Annotated in this window: 18 protein-coding genes; 12 read left to right on the plus strand and 6 right to left on the minus strand. The window is 63.4% G+C overall.

Annotation, left to right across the window (positions count from 1 at the left end):
- Positions 1 to 29: 29 nt before the first annotated feature.
- The gene (gene benC / locus ACCD03_RS15580; protein WP_413412213.1) at positions 30 to 1,058 is read left to right on the plus strand and encodes a benzoate 1,2-dioxygenase electron transfer component BenC; all 1,029 of its coding nucleotides are present in this window, start codon (positions 30 to 32) and stop codon (positions 1,056 to 1,058) included.
- Positions 1,055 to 1,837: a 1,6-dihydroxycyclohexa-2,4-diene-1-carboxylate dehydrogenase gene (locus ACCD03_RS15585; RefSeq protein ID WP_413412214.1), complete on the plus strand. Its 783-nt coding sequence runs from the start codon at positions 1,055 to 1,057 to the stop codon at positions 1,835 to 1,837. Before benC ends, ACCD03_RS15585 begins: the two co-directional genes overlap by 4 nt.
- Before the next feature lie 91 nt (positions 1,838 to 1,928).
- Here ACCD03_RS15585 and ACCD03_RS15590 read toward each other — a convergent pair whose 3' ends face one another.
- Positions 1,929 to 2,096, minus strand: a complete 168-nt coding sequence (locus ACCD03_RS15590; RefSeq protein ID WP_200869025.1) for a hypothetical protein — start codon at positions 2,094 to 2,096, stop codon at positions 1,929 to 1,931.
- A gap of 402 nt (positions 2,097 to 2,498) precedes the next feature.
- Here ACCD03_RS15590 and bioA point away from each other — a divergent pair, with 402 nt between their 5' ends.
- The 5 genes from bioA to ACCD03_RS15615 all read left to right on the plus strand — a co-directional run bounded on the left by bioA (position 2,499) and on the right by ACCD03_RS15615 (position 7,094).
- Positions 2,499 to 3,905 (plus strand): adenosylmethionine--8-amino-7-oxononanoate transaminase, encoded by a 1,407-nt coding sequence (bioA, locus tag ACCD03_RS15595; protein WP_045206362.1) that lies wholly within the window; start codon positions 2,499 to 2,501, stop codon positions 3,903 to 3,905.
- A complete protein-coding gene (gene bioF, locus ACCD03_RS15600) occupies positions 3,892 to 5,139 on the plus strand; it encodes an 8-amino-7-oxononanoate synthase (RefSeq protein ID WP_045206361.1) in 1,248 nt (415 codons plus the stop codon). The genes bioA and bioF overlap by 14 nt, the downstream gene beginning before the upstream one ends.
- Position 5,140: 1 nt before the next feature.
- Complete coding sequence (gene bioD / locus ACCD03_RS15605; protein ID WP_045206360.1) at positions 5,141 to 5,830, plus strand: dethiobiotin synthase; 690 nt, start codon at positions 5,141 to 5,143, stop codon at positions 5,828 to 5,830.
- A gap of 55 nt (positions 5,831 to 5,885) precedes the next feature.
- A complete protein-coding gene (locus ACCD03_RS15610) occupies positions 5,886 to 6,404 on the plus strand; it encodes a hypothetical protein (RefSeq protein ID WP_045206359.1) in 519 nt (172 codons plus the stop codon).
- Positions 6,405 to 6,569: 165 nt separating this feature from the next.
- A complete protein-coding gene (locus tag ACCD03_RS15615) occupies positions 6,570 to 7,094 on the plus strand; it encodes a hypothetical protein (protein WP_413412215.1) in 525 nt (174 codons plus the stop codon).
- On the opposite strand, the gene ACCD03_RS15620 is transcribed toward ACCD03_RS15615, so the two are convergent.
- The 3 genes from ACCD03_RS15620 to ACCD03_RS15630 are packed head-to-tail and all read right to left on the minus strand — an operon-like array spanning position 7,063 to position 8,500.
- Positions 7,063 to 7,935, minus strand: a complete 873-nt coding sequence (locus ACCD03_RS15620; RefSeq protein ID WP_413412216.1) for a DUF817 domain-containing protein — start codon at positions 7,933 to 7,935, stop codon at positions 7,063 to 7,065. The genes ACCD03_RS15615 and ACCD03_RS15620 overlap by 32 nt on opposite strands.
- Complete coding sequence (locus ACCD03_RS15625; protein WP_253539363.1) at positions 7,936 to 8,145, minus strand: DUF1653 domain-containing protein; 210 nt, start codon at positions 8,143 to 8,145, stop codon at positions 7,936 to 7,938.
- A 7-nt stretch (positions 8,146 to 8,152) separates the two neighbouring features.
- Positions 8,153 to 8,500: a hypothetical protein gene (locus ACCD03_RS15630; RefSeq protein ID WP_413412217.1), complete on the minus strand. Its 348-nt coding sequence runs from the start codon at positions 8,498 to 8,500 to the stop codon at positions 8,153 to 8,155.
- A gap of 358 nt (positions 8,501 to 8,858) precedes the next feature.
- Here ACCD03_RS15630 and ACCD03_RS15635 point away from each other — a divergent pair, with 358 nt between their 5' ends.
- Positions 8,859 to 9,845, plus strand: coding sequence for a hypothetical protein (locus ACCD03_RS15635; protein ID WP_413412218.1), 987 nt, complete (start codon positions 8,859 to 8,861; stop codon positions 9,843 to 9,845).
- A 184-nt stretch (positions 9,846 to 10,029) separates the two neighbouring features.
- Positions 10,030 to 10,368, plus strand: a complete 339-nt coding sequence (locus ACCD03_RS15640) for a zinc ribbon domain-containing protein YjdM (protein WP_045206417.1) — start codon at positions 10,030 to 10,032, stop codon at positions 10,366 to 10,368.
- Positions 10,369 to 10,511: 143 nt separating this feature from the next.
- Here the strand turns inward: ACCD03_RS15640 and ACCD03_RS15645 are convergent, their stop codons facing one another.
- Complete coding sequence (locus ACCD03_RS15645; RefSeq protein WP_253539373.1) at positions 10,512 to 11,723, minus strand: MFS transporter; 1,212 nt, start codon at positions 11,721 to 11,723, stop codon at positions 10,512 to 10,514.
- A 74-nt stretch (positions 11,724 to 11,797) separates the two neighbouring features.
- Between ACCD03_RS15645 and ACCD03_RS15650 the strand changes: the two genes are divergently transcribed.
- A complete protein-coding gene (locus tag ACCD03_RS15650) occupies positions 11,798 to 12,817 on the plus strand; it encodes an AraC family transcriptional regulator (protein ID WP_413412219.1) in 1,020 nt (339 codons plus the stop codon).
- Positions 12,818 to 12,820: 3 nt separating this feature from the next.
- Here the strand turns inward: ACCD03_RS15650 and ACCD03_RS15655 are convergent, their stop codons facing one another.
- Complete coding sequence (locus ACCD03_RS15655; RefSeq protein ID WP_204360042.1) at positions 12,821 to 13,738, minus strand: LysR family transcriptional regulator; 918 nt, start codon at positions 13,736 to 13,738, stop codon at positions 12,821 to 12,823.
- A gap of 221 nt (positions 13,739 to 13,959) precedes the next feature.
- On the opposite strand from ACCD03_RS15655, the gene ACCD03_RS15660 reads away from it, so the two are divergent.
- Together ACCD03_RS15660 and ACCD03_RS15665 are read left to right on the plus strand one after the other, a co-directional pair.
- Positions 13,960 to 15,261, plus strand: coding sequence for an MFS transporter (locus tag ACCD03_RS15660; RefSeq protein ID WP_325649828.1), 1,302 nt, complete (start codon positions 13,960 to 13,962; stop codon positions 15,259 to 15,261).
- A gap of 34 nt (positions 15,262 to 15,295) precedes the next feature.
- Positions 15,296 to 16,507, plus strand: coding sequence for a M20 aminoacylase family protein (locus ACCD03_RS15665; RefSeq protein ID WP_413412220.1), 1,212 nt, complete (start codon positions 15,296 to 15,298; stop codon positions 16,505 to 16,507).
- Positions 16,508 to 16,512: the final 5 nt, after the last annotated feature.

Raw genomic sequence — 16,512 nt, forward strand, 5'->3', positions numbered from 1 at the left:
CCACGTATCCAAGGCTGCGGAGGTATCCCATGTCCAGTTTCACAGTCGCATTGAACTTCGAGGACGGTGTGACCCGTTTCATCGATTGCAAAGCGGGGGAGAAGGTGCTCGATGCCGCCTTCCGCGCCAAGATCAACCTGCCCATGGATTGCTCCGATGGCGTGTGCGGAACCTGCAAGTGCCGCGCCGAGAGCGGAAGCTACGACCTTGGTGACGATTACATTGACGACGCACTGACCGAAGACGAGAAGAACACGGGCCTCGTCCTGACGTGCCAGATGGTGCCGCAAAGCGATTGCGTGATTGCGGTGCCCACCACGTCGACCAGCTGCAAGACTGGTCAGAGCAGCTTCGGGACAACGGTGTCGAAAGTCGAGTTGCATAACGACGCAGCCGTCGTGCTGGAACTGGACGTGGATGCCTCTGCGCCGGTGTTTCTCCCTGGCCAGTACGTCAACATCGGCGTGCCGGGCAGCGGGCAGCACCGCTCGTATTCGTTCTCATCCGCGCCGGGAGAATCGAAGATCAGCTTCCTGATCAAGAAGATTCCCGGTGGCGTGATGAGCCGTTGGTTGGAAACCGCACAGCCGGGCGACAAGCTCGATCTGCAGGGGCCGCTGGGCAGCTTCTATCTGCGCAATGTGCAGCGGCCGCTGTTGTTCCTTGCGGGCGGCACGGGTCTCGCGCCGTTCCTGTCGATGCTTGAGGTGCTGGCACGCACCAATTCGCAGCAGAAGGTGCATCTCATTTATGGCGTGACCCGTGACCTCGACCTGGTGCAGGTCGATGCGCTTGAAGCCTATGCGGCGCGGTTGCCGAACTTCACCTACGCCACCGTCGTGGCCGACGCAGCGTCGAATCATCCGCGCAAGGGTTGGGTGACGCAGCACGTGCCCGCCAACGCCCTGAACGATGGCGACGTGGATGTCTATCTGTGCGGGCCGCCGCCGATGGTCGACGCCGTGCGCAAGTACTTTGACGACGAGGGCGTGAAGCCCAGCAGCTTCTACTACGAGAAATTCACGCCCAATGCAGTACCGGAGGCGAAGGCGGCATGAGCATGCAACGATTCTCAGGTAAGACCGTCGTCGTGACGGGCGCGGCCCAAGGTATCGGGCGTGGCGTGGCATTGGCGCTGGCAGAAGAGGGCGCCCAGGTGCTGCTGGTGGATCGAGCAGAGCTGGTCTACGAGGTGCAGGCCGAGATTACCGCAGCGGGTGGCCAGGCCCACGCCACTACGGCCGATCTGGAAACCTACGCTGGCGCTCAGCATGCCGTGCAGGCCGCACTCGATGCCTTCGGCCACATTGACGCACTGATCAACAACGTCGGCGGCACGATCTGGGCAAAACCGTATCAGCACTATGAAGAAGCGCAGATCGAGGCGGAGATACGCCGCTCATTGTTTCCCACGCTGTGGTGCTGCCGCGCCGTGCTGCCGCACATGGTGGAGCGCAGGCAAGGCGTGATCGTGAACGTCTCGTCGGTTGCCACGCGCGGCATCTACCGGATTCCGTATTCGGCGGCCAAGGGTGGCGTGAATGCGCTCACGGCCAGCCTAGCGTTGGAGCATGCGCAGGACAACATCCGCGTCAACGCCGTCGCCACGGGTGGCACCGAAGCGCCGCCGCGCAAGATTCCGCGCAACACGGCGCCCATGTCAGAGCAGGACGCCGTCTGGTACCAGGGCATCGTGGACCAGACCATCGCCAGCAGCCTGATGCACCGCTATGGAACGATCGACGAGCAGGTGCGAGCGATCCTGTTCCTGGCTTCGGACGAGGCCTCGTACATCACCGGGACGGTGTTGCCGGTGGGCGGTGGAGATTTGGGCTAGGTTCGCGTGAAGCGCCCCAAAACAAAAACGGCGCCGACGCGCCGTTTTTTTACGTGCCTTTGCGGCATGACCGAACATTCGGCCGCGACGTTCAGCCCAGGTACGAACCCGACTTGCCAACCACTTCTGCGTACACCAGGTTGTCATCCCAACCGTTGCGGAAGAAATTGACCACTGCGCGCAGCAGCGATGGGCGACGGGCGGCCTGCACTTGAGCTTGGCCGGCGAACTTCGGGGTGTAATAGGCTTGCTGGATCATGATGTTTTCTCTCTTTCTTTCGTTGCGTTATCTAGGGTTTTCCCGAGTATAGGGTTATCCCTAGGGCAGAGCAATGACGCAACGCAAACGTGCAGTCCATTCTGAATATCACTCAAAGTGAATAATCCGTCAGACCCTCGTGTTCCGTGGCGCAACTTCTGAGTCGGCTTGATGGATCTCTACTTCATGTGATTTTTAAGCCGCTTTTCATTTCCGCGGAAAAGATTTTTTAACGACAAGTTCCCCGCAGGACGTTGAACGTCCGCCGAAGAAGTGCGCTTCTTCACTCTTTGTCGGTTTTCGTGTCGTCAATTTGTCCAAACGTGCGGGCTTGTTGTTTGATCGACATGCCCTCTACCATACGCCGCCGAATCCCCCGCTTCTGTTTCGAGGAGGCCTCGTATGGCGTATCCCCCAATCCCGGTGCCGGTTGACGGCGCGCCTAGCGCCAATACGGCGTGGCAGGCGCGCAGCCGCGCGGCCGTCTGGCATCCGTGCACCCAAAATGCACGACTCGATGCCATGCCGCCGCTGCCGATCGCACGCGGTCAGGGGCCGTGGCTGATCGACTTTGATGGCAAGCGCTACCTGGACGGCACCAGCTCCTGGTGGGTCAACCTCTTCGGCCATGCGAATCCGCACATCAATGCGGCGCTGAAGACCCAGCTCGATTCACTGGAGCACGTCATGTTGGCGGGCGCCACGCATCGGCCGGCGGTGGAGTTGGCCGAGCGCCTCATCGACCTGACGGGCGGTGTGCTGGGCCACAGCTTCTTCGGCTCCGACGGCGCTTCTGCCGTGGAAATCGCCCTCAAGATGAGCTTCCACGCCCATCGCAATGCAGGGCAGGGCGCGCGCAGCCGTTTCGTCTGCCTGGAACACGGCTACCACGGTGAAACGCTCGGCGCGCTGGGCGTGACCGATGTCGCGATCTTCCGCGATGCGTATGACCCGCTGATTCTGCAATCGCACCGGGTGCCATCGCCGGACGCGCGTCTAGCCGGCCCGGGCGAGACCGCCGCCGACGTGGCCGAACGCGCGTTGGCCGCGCTGCGCGATTGCCTGAGCACCAACGCGGGCACCATCGCCGCCGTCATCATCGAGCCGCTGGTGCAGTGCGCCGCCGGCATGGCCATGCACGACGTGAGCTATCTGCGCGGCGTGCGCGCGCTGTGCGATGAGTTTGGCGTGCATTGGATTGCGGACGAGATTGCCGTGGGCTGCGGCCGCACCGGTACGTTCTTCGCGTGCGAGCAGGCTGGCGTGTGGCCGGACCTGCTGTGTTTGTCGAAGGGCATCAGCGGCGGCTATCTGCCGCTATCGATCGTGCTGTCACGTGATGCCATCTATGACGCCTTCAACGAGGATGCACCGGTGCGCAGCTTCCTCCATTCGCATTCATACACAGGCAACCCGCTGGCGTGCCGTGCGGCACTGGCCACGCTCGACCTGTTTGCTGAAGAAGACGTCTTTGCGCGTAACCGCGTGACCGCCGCGCGCATCGCCCAGGGGCTGGCGCCGCTGTCGCACGATGCGCGCTTTGCCCATCTGCGGCAGACGGGGATGATCACCGCGTTCGACGTGCACCCCGAAGTGGCCGGCGCCCGTTTTGCCGAGCGCTTTGCGTTGACGGCACGCACGCAGGGGCTGCTGCTGCGCCCCATCGGCAACACCGTTTATCTGCTGCCGCCTTATGTGCTGAGCGACGAAGAGACCGACCTGCTGGTCGAACGCACGCTGCAGACGCTTGAAGACACGCTGGCCCAAGTTACGGGCGAAACAGAAGGACACACCTATGCGATTGCTTGACGACCTGCAGGCAGGCCTGGACGCCATCGACGCCGCACACCTGCGCCGCGTGCGCCGCACCGCGTACAGCCCGACGGACCGCAGCCAGCGCATCAGCGTGTCCGGTGGCGAACCGCGCGACATTCTTGGCTTTTGCGGCAACGATTATCTGGGCCTGGCAGCGCATCCCGCCTTGGCCGAGGCGGTGACGCACGGCACGCAGCAATATGGCTTCGGCAGCGGCGCATCGCATCTGGTCAGCGGTCATTCGATCGCGCACGCGCGGCTGGAAGCACGCATGGCGGCGCTGCAAGCCGAACACATTCCCGAGGCAGACGCGCTGTTCTTCTGCACCGGCTACATGGCCAATCTGGCCGTGGTGAGCGCCATGGCGCAGGCCGGCGGCATCCGCCCGGCGGAGGAATGCACGATCTTTTCTGATGCGCTGAACCACGCCTCGCTCATCGACGGCGCGCGGTTGTCGCGGGCGCCCGTGAAGGTCTATCCGCACGTCGACGTGGCTGCGTTGGAAGCCCTTCTGGCCGCGAGCACCAGCCGCAACAAGCTGATCGTCACTGACGGCGTGTTCAGCATGGACGGCGACATCGCGCCGCTGCCCGAACTGCTCGCGCTGGCCGAACGCTACGATGCCTGGCTGATCGTCGACGACGCGCACGGCTTGGGCGTGCTCGGCGAAAAAGGTTCGGGCGTGCTGTCGCATTTCGGGGTGCGCTCGAAACGCCTCATCTATGTCGGCACCTTCGGCAAGGCCGCTGGTGGATCGGGCGCGGCCATCGTCGCGCACCAACTGGTGATCGACTGGCTGGTCCAGCGCGCGCGCACGTACATCTTCACAACAGCCACGCCGCCGGGCATTGCGTGTGCAGTGGAGGCAGCATTGGATCTGATCGCAGGCAAGGAGGGCGCTGAACGTCGCGCGCGCCTCGATCGCCATATCGCCGTGTGGAGTGCGCATGCGCAGCGTTTGGCCGCGCGCTTCGGCTGGCAATGGATGCCATCGCCCACGGCCATCCAGCCGATCGTGATTGGCGAGAACGCACCCGCATTGGAGTTGGCCGCTGCGCTCGAGCGCGAAGGCATCCGCATCGCCGCCATCCGCCCGCCGACGGTGCCAGCGGGTACGGCGCGCCTGCGCATCACCCTGTCGGCCGCACATACCGATGCGGACATCGAACGCCTTGCCCAGGCGCTGGAAACGGCCGGCCAATCGCTACAGCCGGCCAAGGCAGCCTGAGATGCCCGCGCGCTTCGATTGCTTTGTCACCGGCACGGATACGGAGATCGGCAAGACGCTGGTCAGCGCGACATTGCTGACCAAGCTGGCTGACACTGGCTACCGCGCTGCAGGCCTCAAGCCGATTGCTGCCGGCACGCTGGCGGGCGCGCCCACGCGTACCAATGAAGACGTCGAGCAACTGCGGGCCGCTGCGTCAGTCGATCTGCCGCTCGATACCGTGTGTCCATGGCTGCTCGACGCGCCGATGTCTCCGCATTTGGCCGCAGCGCGCGAAGGCGTGACGATCACGCTGCCGCCGATTCTCGATGCGTTTGCACATGCCAGATCGTTGGCGGATGCCGTCGTGGTGGAGGGCGTCGGAGGTTTCCGGGTGCCGCTGTCGGACGACTTTGATACCGCAGAATTGGCTGTGGCGCTGGGCTTGCCGGTGGTGCTGGTTGTCGGTTTGCGCCTGGGCTGCCTGAACCACGCCGCGCTCACCGCCGAGGCGATTGCCGCACGCGGCCTGCATCTGGCCGGCTGGGTCGGTAACGTGGTCGACTCGGCCATGGCAGGGCTTGACGACAACGTCGCCACCTTGCGCCGCTGGATCAACGCACCGCATCTGGGCACGATCCCGCGATTGCCACACGCCGATGCGCGCCTTGCCGCAACGCACCTCGATATCACGCCGCTACTCGCGCGTTGAGCTGACGCACGGCGATAAACTACCGGCTTGACTCAGTTTGGCGAGGGCGGTTGTCATGCACGCAATGCGTTGGGCGGCGGTAGCGATTGTGGTTGCGGCCACGGCGGGATGTGCGGCATTGGAATCCCCGGTCACCAAGGGCCAACGCCTGGTGGGCGCGGACGAGCCCGCGGTGCAGGCGCAGTTTGGGCCGCCGCGCGAAACCTATCCGCTCGATGGCGGCACCCGCTGGCTCTATCCGACCAAACCGTACGGCCAGTTCACCTACGCGGCCGACTTTGATGCCAGCGGAAAGCTCGTCGCCTTCAAGCAAGTGTTGAGCAGCCTTGAGTTTGCCCAGGCCAAGATCGGTGTCTGGACCCGAGATGACGTGCTGCGGCATTTTGGCCAGCCAGTCGAAACCGCGTATTTCCCGCGCATGGACCGCCTGGTCTGGTCGTACCGCTTCAAGGCGGACGACGTCTGGCCGTCGCTGATGCATTTCTACTTTGACCCCGCCGGTGTATTGCAGCTCACGCAGATCACGCCCGACCCGCTCTACGATCCGGACCGCCCGCGACTGTTCCGCCGATAGCTGACCGGCAGTTGAGGTAGCGCAATCCGATTGTGCGCTCAGGGTTCCTCCTGCATTGCGAGCTTTGCGCAGCGACCTAAGCTAGAAAGTAGGGGAGGCAGACGCCGCCGGCGCTTGCCGAAAGCAACCGTCACCAGAACGGGTGCGCATTGTTGGGGGTGCATCATGCTGACGCATCGCTGGGTCGACATCGACCCGATCGCAGCGGGACAACATCCGCTGTACGGCATTGCCGGATGGCTGCCGTGGGTGCTGGCCATTGCCATCGCCGGGCCAACGTGGGTGTTCTGGCAGGGGTTGTCGATGGATGCGCTGCAACTGGCCGGGGCCGATCTGTTTGATGCCAACGCGCCGGGCAGCGGGGCGATCAACCTGACCACGCTGCTTTATCTGATCTCCTGCGTGACGGTCCTGGTACTGGCTACCACGCACGACAGCGCGTTCCGGCCGGCCATGCTCGTGCACATGGCGCTGCTGCCGCCACTGATCGGGCTCATGCTGATGGCGGGCGGCATTCCGGGAGCGCGCTCGACCTTTATCGACGGCGTGGCAGTTGCAGCGGCGCTGACCCTAACGTGCGGCATCTACCTGCAGTTCTCGCGCCGCGTGCACATCACCTTCGAGCTCCGCGACTGGGCGCCGGGCGAGCATGCCTGGTTCAAGCGTCAGAAACGGGCCGCGGCGGGTTGACCAGCGTAACCATCACGTAGCTCATGATGGTCAGGAGGAACCAGGCGCCGAGCTTGGCGATGGACACCATCTCCCAGCCTTGCAACTGGTTCGGATAGAGCCACGTGCGCGTGAACGTGCCGATGTTTTCTGCGAGCCAGATGAAGAGCGCCACAAGCGTGAAGCCCAGCAGGAACGGCATGCGCCGGTGGACGCGATCAATGCGGAAGTGGATCCAGCAGCGCCGGAATGCCACCGCAATCAGCGCCATCAGTACGTAGCGCAGATCCCACCAATAGTGGTGCAGGAAAAAGTTCGCGTAGATGCCCAGCGAGAGCAGGGCCGTCACGGCCAACGGCGGGTGCTGCGAGAAGCGCAAGTCGAACTCTCGCCACGCCCGCGCGATATAGCTACCCACCGAGGCATACATGAAGCCCGTGAACAGTGGCACGCCGCCGATGCGCAGCACCGACGCCTCGGGATAAATCCACGAACCGACCGCAGTCTTGAACACCTCCATGCCTGTACCGGCCACATGGAACATCAAGATCACCTTGGCTTCGTCCCACGTCTCCAGCTTCAGCCAAAGCAAGGCAATCTGGATGATGACCGCGGCAATCGTCAGGGCGTCGTAACGGGCAATCGGCGCGTTGGCCGGGTACCAGAAATGCGTGCCGATCAGCAGGGCGACCATCAGCCCGCCGAACAGGCATGCCCACGCCTGCTTGATGCCGAAGACGACAAACTCATGCAGCCCAGCAGCCAATTGGCCATGGCGCGCGGCCCAGGCGCCGCTGCGGTCACGCCAATATGTAAAACGGGCCCGCAGGCCCGCTCGCAACGAGATGGTTTCGGTTGGCATTCAGTCCATCAGCGAAAAGCGCGGCACCTGGCGGCCGTCAACTTCAACCATCTCATGGAACATCGTTGACGGACGCGTCCAGATCGTGCCGTTGGCGGCGCGATAGACCGTCATCTTGATGGCAGGATCGGGCTCGTACGTGGCCTCGCACAGCCACTCGTATTCGCCGCCCTTGTAGTGGCGGTAGCGGCGCGTTGGCGTGTTCTGCATGGCGGCTTCAGTGTTGCGTGGGCTTGTCTTCTTCGTCGACGTAGGACACGTGCTTGCCCTCCTGCGTCTGCGCGCCGAGCTTGGCGTCTTCCATGGCGTCCTGGTACGCCAGCATGGCGGCGGCCACGGCTTCGGGCTCACCGTTGAACGAGATCACGCTCTCGCCGCAGTTCGGGCATTCGCCGCCAAAAATGGCGTGGATGCCGGGCATGTCGCGCGGCTCCATCCCCTCGAATTCGGTAAAGGCGGTTTGGCATGCGCCGCAGACCAGTTTCTCAGGGCGCAGCGCGTCCAGCCGGGCGTGCGCCTGAGAAATGCGGTCGGCCTGTGAGCCGCGTCGTTTGGCTTCGCCCATGGTGGTTCTCCTGTTCAGCAACGGTCGTTGAAGGCTGGATCATAGAACGAAGACCGGCGCCTGTCGCGCACTTGACGGATGGCCCACAAATTGAACGAGCGGCGATGTCCGCGAAAAAAGCGAAGGCAATGACGCGCAGAGGCGAGGGCGGTCAAGCGAAAGAAAGTCGGATGTTCAGTGAATGGATTGAATTTAAAGTGTAAGCAGATTCTGCTTTGGCAGATTATTTTCAGGTGAATTTTGTGTTGCGGTGGATCAATGAAGTTTTAATCATCAAATGCAATGAAATCCACGGTGCATAAGCTGATGTCTCTAGCATGGATTGCTTAATCTTCGTTAAAAAAATAAGGAGTTCGCCATGAAGACATTGCTGCAGACAGCGCTGATCACTGCAATGGCAGCGGCTTTGGCCGCTTGTGGGGGCGGCGATGATGAGGGCGGTGCCGTTCTCCCCGTGCCGCAGCAACCTTCCTCCATCCGGCTGGCGGACCCTGCCAACGGTTACGTGAATGCGCGGACCGCTGCCGCCTATACGTACTTTGGTTCTCGCGATACGTACAGCCTCTACGCGATCAGCCTCTTCTCCGTCATCGCTGCGGGCAGCCAAGCGGGCCCAGGGAACTTCTCGTCCAACTGCACGGGCGGAGGCACCGCATTTATTACATTCGACGATCGCGATGGTTCGGGCAGCATCTCGGCAGGCGATACCGCCAGCATGACGTTCGCGAATTGCCAGCAGAATATTGAACTTGCCGGCGCAACGTTATTGACGACGCTCAATGGCGGAATGTCATTTGTCATCAACGCAGCATCGGGCCCGACAGCAAACCTGCAGGATTTTTCGTTTGTCGCGGCCGTCACCGCAAATAATCTGAGTGCGCAGGCAGGTACGGCCTCAATGACATTCAATGGAACAATGACGATTTCCAAATCGATTCCGCAGCCCGACAGCACGCTGAAATACGTTGCGACGTCCAATGACGCAACCGTGAACCGCAACATCAATGGCGTCCAGGATTCCATCATGCTGGCAGGCTGGCGTCTGGATGATGCGCTTTCGCTGCTGACCTTTACCGATGAGGTAAAGCTTTCCGGCAACCTGAATTTCACAACGCCCTCGGGCAACGAAAACCTGCTGCTGACCACGACGTCACCGTTGGTCGTGGGCGCCTCGGGCGTACCGAGCGCCGGCTCCGTAGCGTTTGCCACCACGGAGGATCAGGCGAGCGCATCCTTTGCCTCCACGGGCGATGTGGCGCTTGCGATCGATGCTGGGAAAACGGGTACGGTTTCCGCGACCCTTTCAACGACGATCAGCGCGCTGGAGAGCCTGTTCGGCAACTGAGCACGGCAGCCTTGAGGGCGTCGCACCGGACGCCCTCAAAAGCGAGATGGAAACGGGCCCCGTTGGCGAGGGGGCCCGTTTTCTTGCTGGCGCGGCGCATATCGGCGTGACAAGGGTCAAGCCATCCAGGAGGTTCCGGCTGGTATAGTGCGGGCCCCAATTCAGCCGCTTCATGCCACACGATATGTCTACGATTCCTGCCTGTCCGCAATGCGCCTCCGAAAATACCTACCAGGACGGCGACCTCTATATCTGCCCGGATTGCGCGCACGAATGGAATCCGTCGGCGCAGCAAGAAGAAGTTGAGGCGGAGGCGGTCATCAAGGACGCCAACGGCAACCCGCTGAATGCGGGCGATTCTGCAACGCTAGTGAAGGATCTGAAACTCAAGGGTGGCTCGGGCACGCTCAAGGCGGGCACCAAGGTGAAGAACATCCGACTGGTCCCCGGTGACCATCCGATCGACTGCAAGATTGATGGTGTGAGCTATCTGCTCAAGCCGGAGTTTTTGAAGAAGGCTTAAGAGGTGTGAGGCGAGACCGGTGAACGCCGGTCCATCATTTATTTAACATAATGCAAATTATGAGAAATATAGATGGCACGCACTGGGCCGACTCAGCCCATAGCCGATCAGCCCAGCGGCGCGCATCTCACCATGTCACTCAGTCACTCAGCCATTGCCGGGACCACCTCCAGGCGCTTGGGTACGCCCGTCACGATCGTCGCAACAGCAATGGCCAGTACCACGGCCGCGCCAATGAAAACACCCGCCGCGCCGTTTGCGTCGAACACCACGCCGCCCGCTGCCGCACCGGTTGCAATTGCAAGCTGCACAGCCGCGACGATCAGGCCACCCGCGCTTTCGGCTTCATCAGGCACGGTGCGCGTGACCCATGTCGACCACGCCACCGGCACGCCGCCAAACGCCATGCCCCACACGGCGATGAGCACGGCATCGATGACCGGCGCGCGGCCCAGCGCCACAAGCGCGATGCCGAGCACAACCATCAGCGCAGGCATCGCGATCAGCATTGGCCGCAGCCGGTGTTCCAGCACACGGCCGGCGAGCGATGTGCCGACGAAGTTGGCAATGCCATAGCCCAGCAGGATCGCCGACAGCCCGTTCACGCCAACGCCCGCAACCTGTTCGAGGAACGGCCGCAGGTACGTGAAAAACGCAAAGTGCCCGGTGAACACCAGGATCGTGGCGAACATCCCGATGCCGACGCTCGGGCGGCGCAACACGTCGATCAGCGTGCGCAGGCGCGTCGTGCCACTTGGCGTCATTGATGGCAATGTCGCGACCTGCGACACGAATGCGATCACGCCCAGCCCGGCTGCCGCCAGGAACACATTGCGCCAGCCGATCAAATGGCCGAAGTAGCTGCCCAGCGGCGCAGCGGCAATCGTTGCGACGGCCACGCCGCTGAAGATGATCGACAGCGCCCGCGGCACCATCGCGGCGGGCACGAGCCGCATTGCGGTAGCGGTGGCCATGGTCCAGAAGCCGCCCAGCGCAATGCCAAGCACCACGCGGCCGATCAGAATCGTCGTCAGATTCGTCGCGAACGCCACCGCCAGGTTGGATGCCACGAGCAGCACCGAAAATGCGAGCAGCACGCGCCGCCGGTCGATGGAACGCGTGACGGCGGCGGTCAGCAAGCTGGTGACCAGCGCAACCGTTGCGGTGGCCGTGACGGCCTGTCCTGCCACGCCTTCGGTCACGCCGAGGCTTTCCGCCATGGGCGTCAGCAGGCTTGCGGGCAGGAATTCGGCCGTGACGAGCCCGAACACGCCCAGCGCCATCGCAAAAACAGCGCCCCAGGCGGGTTCACGTGGAGCCGCGATTGAAGCGGCCGTGGAGATTCCGGGATTCATGCGTCGGTCCGTAGAAAAAGATCAGGGAAAGTACCAATAAGGCCGCATGGTAGGGCCCGATCGCCGGACGGTCTATGGCATACAATCCGGCCTTGTTGATCAATCGTCCGGATTTTGAGATGCCCTCACCTCCGCCATCTGCCCTGCCCGACGTGCACGACCTTGTCAGCGAGCTGCTGCTGGGCATGCGGCTGAGCGGCGTCCAGTACCGCCGTATCCATGTAGCGCGGCCCTTCGGGCTGAGCTTTGGCGAGGCGCCGGGCCGTGCGCAATTCCACTTCGTTGGGCGCGGGCCGGTTCTGCTGCGCGACGCGTCGGGCACAACGATGCAACTTGAGGCTGGCGATGCAGTGCTGCTGCCACAGGGCACCCCGCACGCCCTGCTGTCCGATCCGGATGCACCGTGCCGCGAGATCGCCGGCTTTGAAGCCGCGAAGATCTGCGACACGGTGGCGTCGGTTGGCGCCGGTACGGAATCGGCGCAGGATGATGCGCTCATTTTCAGCGCCTGCATGGAGCTGGATCTGGGCGGCATGCAGCCCCTTGTGGGGACGATGCCGGAGTTCATGCACGTCGGCACCCTGCTCGCGCGCTATCCGGAAATCCGCCCGATGCTTGATGCGATGGAACGTGAATCGTGCTCGGAGCGCGCAGGTTTTGCGGGCATCCTCGCGCGGCTGGCTGACGTGGTGGCTGCTTTCATCGTGCGCGGCTGGGTGGAGTGCGGTTGCGGCGACGCGACGGGCTGGGTGCAGGCGCTGCGCGAGCCGAAACTTGGTCGCGCGATCGTCGCGCTGCATCGAGACCCCGGGCGCAACTGGAGCGTCGCGGAGCTGGCGGCGCAAGCGGGCGTTTCGCGTTCAGTGTTTGCCGAGCGCTTCCTCGCAGCCACCGGAATGACGCCCGTGCGCTATCTGACCGAGCTGCGGATGCGGCTCGCTGCGCAATGGATTACGCGTGACCGCGAAGCGATTGAAGCCGTTGCGTACCGGCTCGGCTACGGGTCTCTCGCTGCGTTTAGCCGCGCATTCAAGCGGGTGGTCGGGCAGCCGCCCGGGGCCATGCGCGCGGAAAGCGCCGAGCTCGGCGCGTGATGTTCAGCGATGGCGATAGCCCTGCGCGGCGTGCCGAATCTCCTTGCTGAATTCCGCGCACACATGCGTCATCAGGTCGGCCGAACGGTAGACCATGTAGACGTTGAAGTCCGGCAGTTCGTCTTCCATCGGTAAGACTTCGAGCGAGCCCGGAACCATGCGCAGTGGCCCACCCGTGCCGCTGAAGACAAATTCCGACCACATGCTGACGACGTCCGTCTTTGTGGCCAATTGCAGCCCCAGCAGATTCGATGCGCTTTGCACGATCCGGCGAGGTATTTCGAGACGATGCAGCCGCATCAGACTCGCCATCGGGCTGCCCGGGTCTTCCAATGGGTCGAGCACGAGCCAGTCGGCATCCAGCAGCGGGCGCAGCCGGCGCACGCGGCGCAGCGGATGGCCCGGGCGCACCGCCAGGCGCATCGGCACCGAAAACAGCGGCTCCCACTGAAAACTCCCCGTGCCGGGGCCGCTGTTGCTGGAGATCAATCCGATATCGAGCCGCCCTTCGCGCAGTCCTTCCAGAATCTGCTGCGGACGCTGTTCGAAACCGCGCAGCGCGACATTCGGAAACCGCTTGCGCAGCGCCGCCATTGCATCCGGCAGCGGCCCGCTTGACGCCACGGCAGTGAAGCCGATGTTGAGCTCCGCCTCCGCATGCCCGCGGATGGATTCGATGTCTTCCAGCGCGTGACGCAACTCCTGCTCGACCACGCTGGCCCGTTTGACGAGCGCCATCCCGTACGCCGTCAGGCTGACGCCGCGCACCGAGCGCGACAGCAGCGTGACGCCAAGCTCCCGTTCCAGCTCCGCAATCGCTTTGGATAACGCCGGCTGCGAGATATGCAGCCCGCGCGAAGCTTCGTGGATGCTGCCGTGCTGTGCCACGGCAAGCAAGATGCGCAACTGGTGCAGCTTCACGGGGTTTCTCCTTCCTCTTCGCACACACGATTTTGTGTGCGCCCAGCCTCACGCCTTCACGGGCTTTCCCTGATAGCGGATACAGGCTGGTTATGACGGTGATTCTATTTGGTTATCGGGATGAATATTTACGATTTTTTCCGGACCGCGGCTTGGCGGAATACTGCAAGCGCCAAGGGTTCGTAGAAGCCCTCTTACCAATACCCCGGATGGAGACCCTCATGAATGACGCCACCCTGCAGCCGCCCTTGACCGCATCGGTCGCTGCTGTGTCCAAGCCCGTCGGGCAGGCCCGACTGATTGCCGCGTGCTCGATCGGCAATGCGCTGGAGATGTACGACTTCACGGTCTACAGCTTCTTCGCGCTGATGATCGGCAAGCTGTTCTTTCCGTCCGACAGTGCGTATGGCTCGCTGCTGCTGGCGGTGGCAACGTTCGGTATCGGCTTTGTGATGCGGCCGCTGGGCGGCTTCGTGATCGGCAACTACGCAGACCGCCACGGGCGCAAGGCCGCGATGACGTTGACGATCGGGCTGATGGTCATCGGTACGCTGTGCCTGGCGGTAGCGCCTACGTACGCCACGGCGGGCCTGTTCGGTCCGCTGGTCATTCTGGCCGGGCGGTTGCTGCAGGGTTTCTCGCTGGGCGGGGAAATCGGTGCATCGACTGCAATGCTGATGGAATCCGGCGGCATTCGCGGGCGCGGCTTTCGCGTGAGCTGGCAGTTGGGCAGCCAGGGCCTTGCAGCCCTGTGCGGCGCGCTCACTGCAGCCATTCTGTACGGCAGCCTGTCGCCGGAAGCGCTGCAGAGCTGGGGCTGGCGTGTGCCGTTCTTCCTCGGCCTGCTGATCGCGCCGGTGGGCCTGTATATCCGCTCGCACCTCGATGAAACGCACACCGCCGAAACGCATGCACCGAGCCCGCTCGGCACCTTGTTCCGCGATCACGGCGGCCTCGTCATCAAGGGCGTGCTCACGATCATCGGCGGGACGGTCGGCACGTATCTGGTCATCTATTTCATGCCGACCTACATGATTCGTGAGCTGCATCTGCCGCCCTCGCTGTCGCTGCTTGCCGGTTGTGTGACGGGGGTGACAAGCTTTGGCGCATCGCTGCTCTCGGGCTGGTTGGCGGATCGCCTGCCGCGCCGCAAGCCGCTGGTGGTGGGCGCAACGCTGGTCACTGTGGTGGCGCTCTACCCGGCCTTCTGGCTGATGACGCATTACCCGAGCGTGCCGCTGGTGCTGGCGCTGTCGGCATTGCTCACAGGCACGCTGTACCTCGGTACCACGCCGATGCTGCTCATGATGATGGAGCTGCTGCCCATCAAGGTGCGCGCCAGCGGTCTGTCAGTCATCTACGCGATTGGCGTGACGGTCTTTGGCGGTTCGTGCCAGTTTGTCGTGACTTGGCTGCTGGCCCGCACCGGCAATCCGCTCTCCCCTGCTTTCTACATGATGGCGTGCAGCGCCATCACGCTGCTGACCGTGCTGAGCCTGCGCGAAGCACGCGAAACCCACTGATCCCGATTCCAACCTCCAACCCCGGAGCCCCGACATGACCAAAGCGCCCACGCTCACGCCGTTCCAACTGCTGCCGCATCTGCTGCCGCCCGTTCATATCGATGCAGAAACGTTCGTCAACATCCGCCGCCAGATCCACGCGCAGCCCGAACTCGGCTTCGAGGTGGGCGCCACCAGCACATTGGTGGCCGATCTGCTCAAAAGCTGGGGCTACGAGGTGCATACCGGCATCGGCAAGAGCGGCGTGGTGGGGCAGTTGAAGCTCGGCAACGGCACGCGCCGCCTCGGCATTCGCGCCGACATGGACGCCCTGCCCATCGTTGAGGCAACCGGCCTGCCCTACGCCAGCCGCAACCACGGCAAGATGCACGCGTGCGGCCACGACGGGCACACCGCCATCCTGCTCGCAGCGGCCAAAGCGCTGGCCGAGAGCCGCGACTTTGACGGCACACTCAACCTCATCTTCCAGCCCGACGAGGAAAACCTGTGCGGCGCGCGCGCCATGATCGAAGACGGGCTGTTCGAGCGCTTCCCGTGCGATGCCGTTTATGCCTTGCACAACATGCCTGGCGTCCCGGCCGGCAGCTTCCGCGTGCTGCCGGGGCCGGTGAGCCTGTCTTCCGACGTGGCCGACGTCACCATCAAGGGCATGGGCGGGCACGGCGCGATGCCGCATCGCGCGCGTGATCCGATTGTCGCATCGGCCGCCATCATCACCGCGTTGCAGACGGTGGTCGCACGCAACGTCGCCCCCGACGACACGGCGGTGGTGTCGGTCGGTTTCATTCGCGGCGGCGCCACGCACAACGTGATTCCCGAATCGGTGACGATCGGTCTGAATGTGCGCGCGGCGCGGCCGGAAACGCGCGCGCTGGTGGAAATGCGCATCCGCGAGATCGTCAGCCTGACGGCACAAGCCCATGGCGTCGAGGCGCAGATCGACTATCGTCAATTGACGCCACCCATGGTCAATACCGAGGCGGAGACCCAACTGGCGCAGCAGGTCTGCACCGAACTGGTGGGCGCGGCCAACGTCGTCACGCAGGCGCCCAAGGGGCTCAACGGCAGCGAGGACTTTGCCTGGATGCTGAACGAGGTGCCCGGCTGCTACCTGATCCTTGGCAATGGCGAAGGTGAATTCGGCGGCTGCATGGTGCACAACCCCGGCTACGATTTCAACGACCAGGTGTTGCCGCTGGGCGCAGCCGCGTGGGTGCGTCTGGCGCAGACCTACCTGAGCGCGTGAAGTGA

The sequence above is a fragment of the Ralstonia sp. Ralssp135 genome, assembly GCF_047304345.1.
GTDB classification, from domain to species: domain Bacteria; phylum Pseudomonadota; class Gammaproteobacteria; order Burkholderiales; family Burkholderiaceae; genus Ralstonia; species Ralstonia chuxiongensis.

Coding starts and splice junctions, on each gene's coding strand:
- benC (WP_413412213.1), top strand. CDS start 30: ATGTCCAGTTTCACAGTCGCATTGAACTTCGAGGACGGTGTGACCCGT.
- ACCD03_RS15585 (WP_413412214.1), top strand. CDS start 1,055: ATGAGCATGCAACGATTCTCAGGTAAGACCGTCGTCGTGACGGGCGCG.
- ACCD03_RS15590 (WP_200869025.1), bottom strand. CDS start 2,096: ATGATCCAGCAAGCCTATTACACCCCGAAGTTCGCCGGCCAAGCTCAA.
- bioA (WP_045206362.1), top strand. CDS start 2,499: ATGGCGTATCCCCCAATCCCGGTGCCGGTTGACGGCGCGCCTAGCGCC.
- bioF (WP_045206361.1), top strand. CDS start 3,892: ATGCGATTGCTTGACGACCTGCAGGCAGGCCTGGACGCCATCGACGCC.
- bioD (WP_045206360.1), top strand. CDS start 5,141: ATGCCCGCGCGCTTCGATTGCTTTGTCACCGGCACGGATACGGAGATC.
- ACCD03_RS15610 (WP_045206359.1), top strand. CDS start 5,886: ATGCACGCAATGCGTTGGGCGGCGGTAGCGATTGTGGTTGCGGCCACG.
- ACCD03_RS15615 (WP_413412215.1), top strand. CDS start 6,570: ATGCTGACGCATCGCTGGGTCGACATCGACCCGATCGCAGCGGGACAA.
- ACCD03_RS15620 (WP_413412216.1), bottom strand. CDS start 7,935: ATGCCAACCGAAACCATCTCGTTGCGAGCGGGCCTGCGGGCCCGTTTT.
- ACCD03_RS15625 (WP_253539363.1), bottom strand. CDS start 8,145: ATGCAGAACACGCCAACGCGCCGCTACCGCCACTACAAGGGCGGCGAA.
- ACCD03_RS15630 (WP_413412217.1), bottom strand. CDS start 8,500: ATGGGCGAAGCCAAACGACGCGGCTCACAGGCCGACCGCATTTCTCAG.
- ACCD03_RS15635 (WP_413412218.1), top strand. CDS start 8,859: ATGAAGACATTGCTGCAGACAGCGCTGATCACTGCAATGGCAGCGGCT.
- ACCD03_RS15640 (WP_045206417.1), top strand. CDS start 10,030: ATGTCTACGATTCCTGCCTGTCCGCAATGCGCCTCCGAAAATACCTAC.
- ACCD03_RS15645 (WP_253539373.1), bottom strand. CDS start 11,723: ATGAATCCCGGAATCTCCACGGCCGCTTCAATCGCGGCTCCACGTGAA.
- ACCD03_RS15650 (WP_413412219.1), top strand. CDS start 11,798: ATGGCATACAATCCGGCCTTGTTGATCAATCGTCCGGATTTTGAGATG.
- ACCD03_RS15660 (WP_325649828.1), top strand. CDS start 13,960: ATGAATGACGCCACCCTGCAGCCGCCCTTGACCGCATCGGTCGCTGCT.
- ACCD03_RS15665 (WP_413412220.1), top strand. CDS start 15,296: ATGACCAAAGCGCCCACGCTCACGCCGTTCCAACTGCTGCCGCATCTG.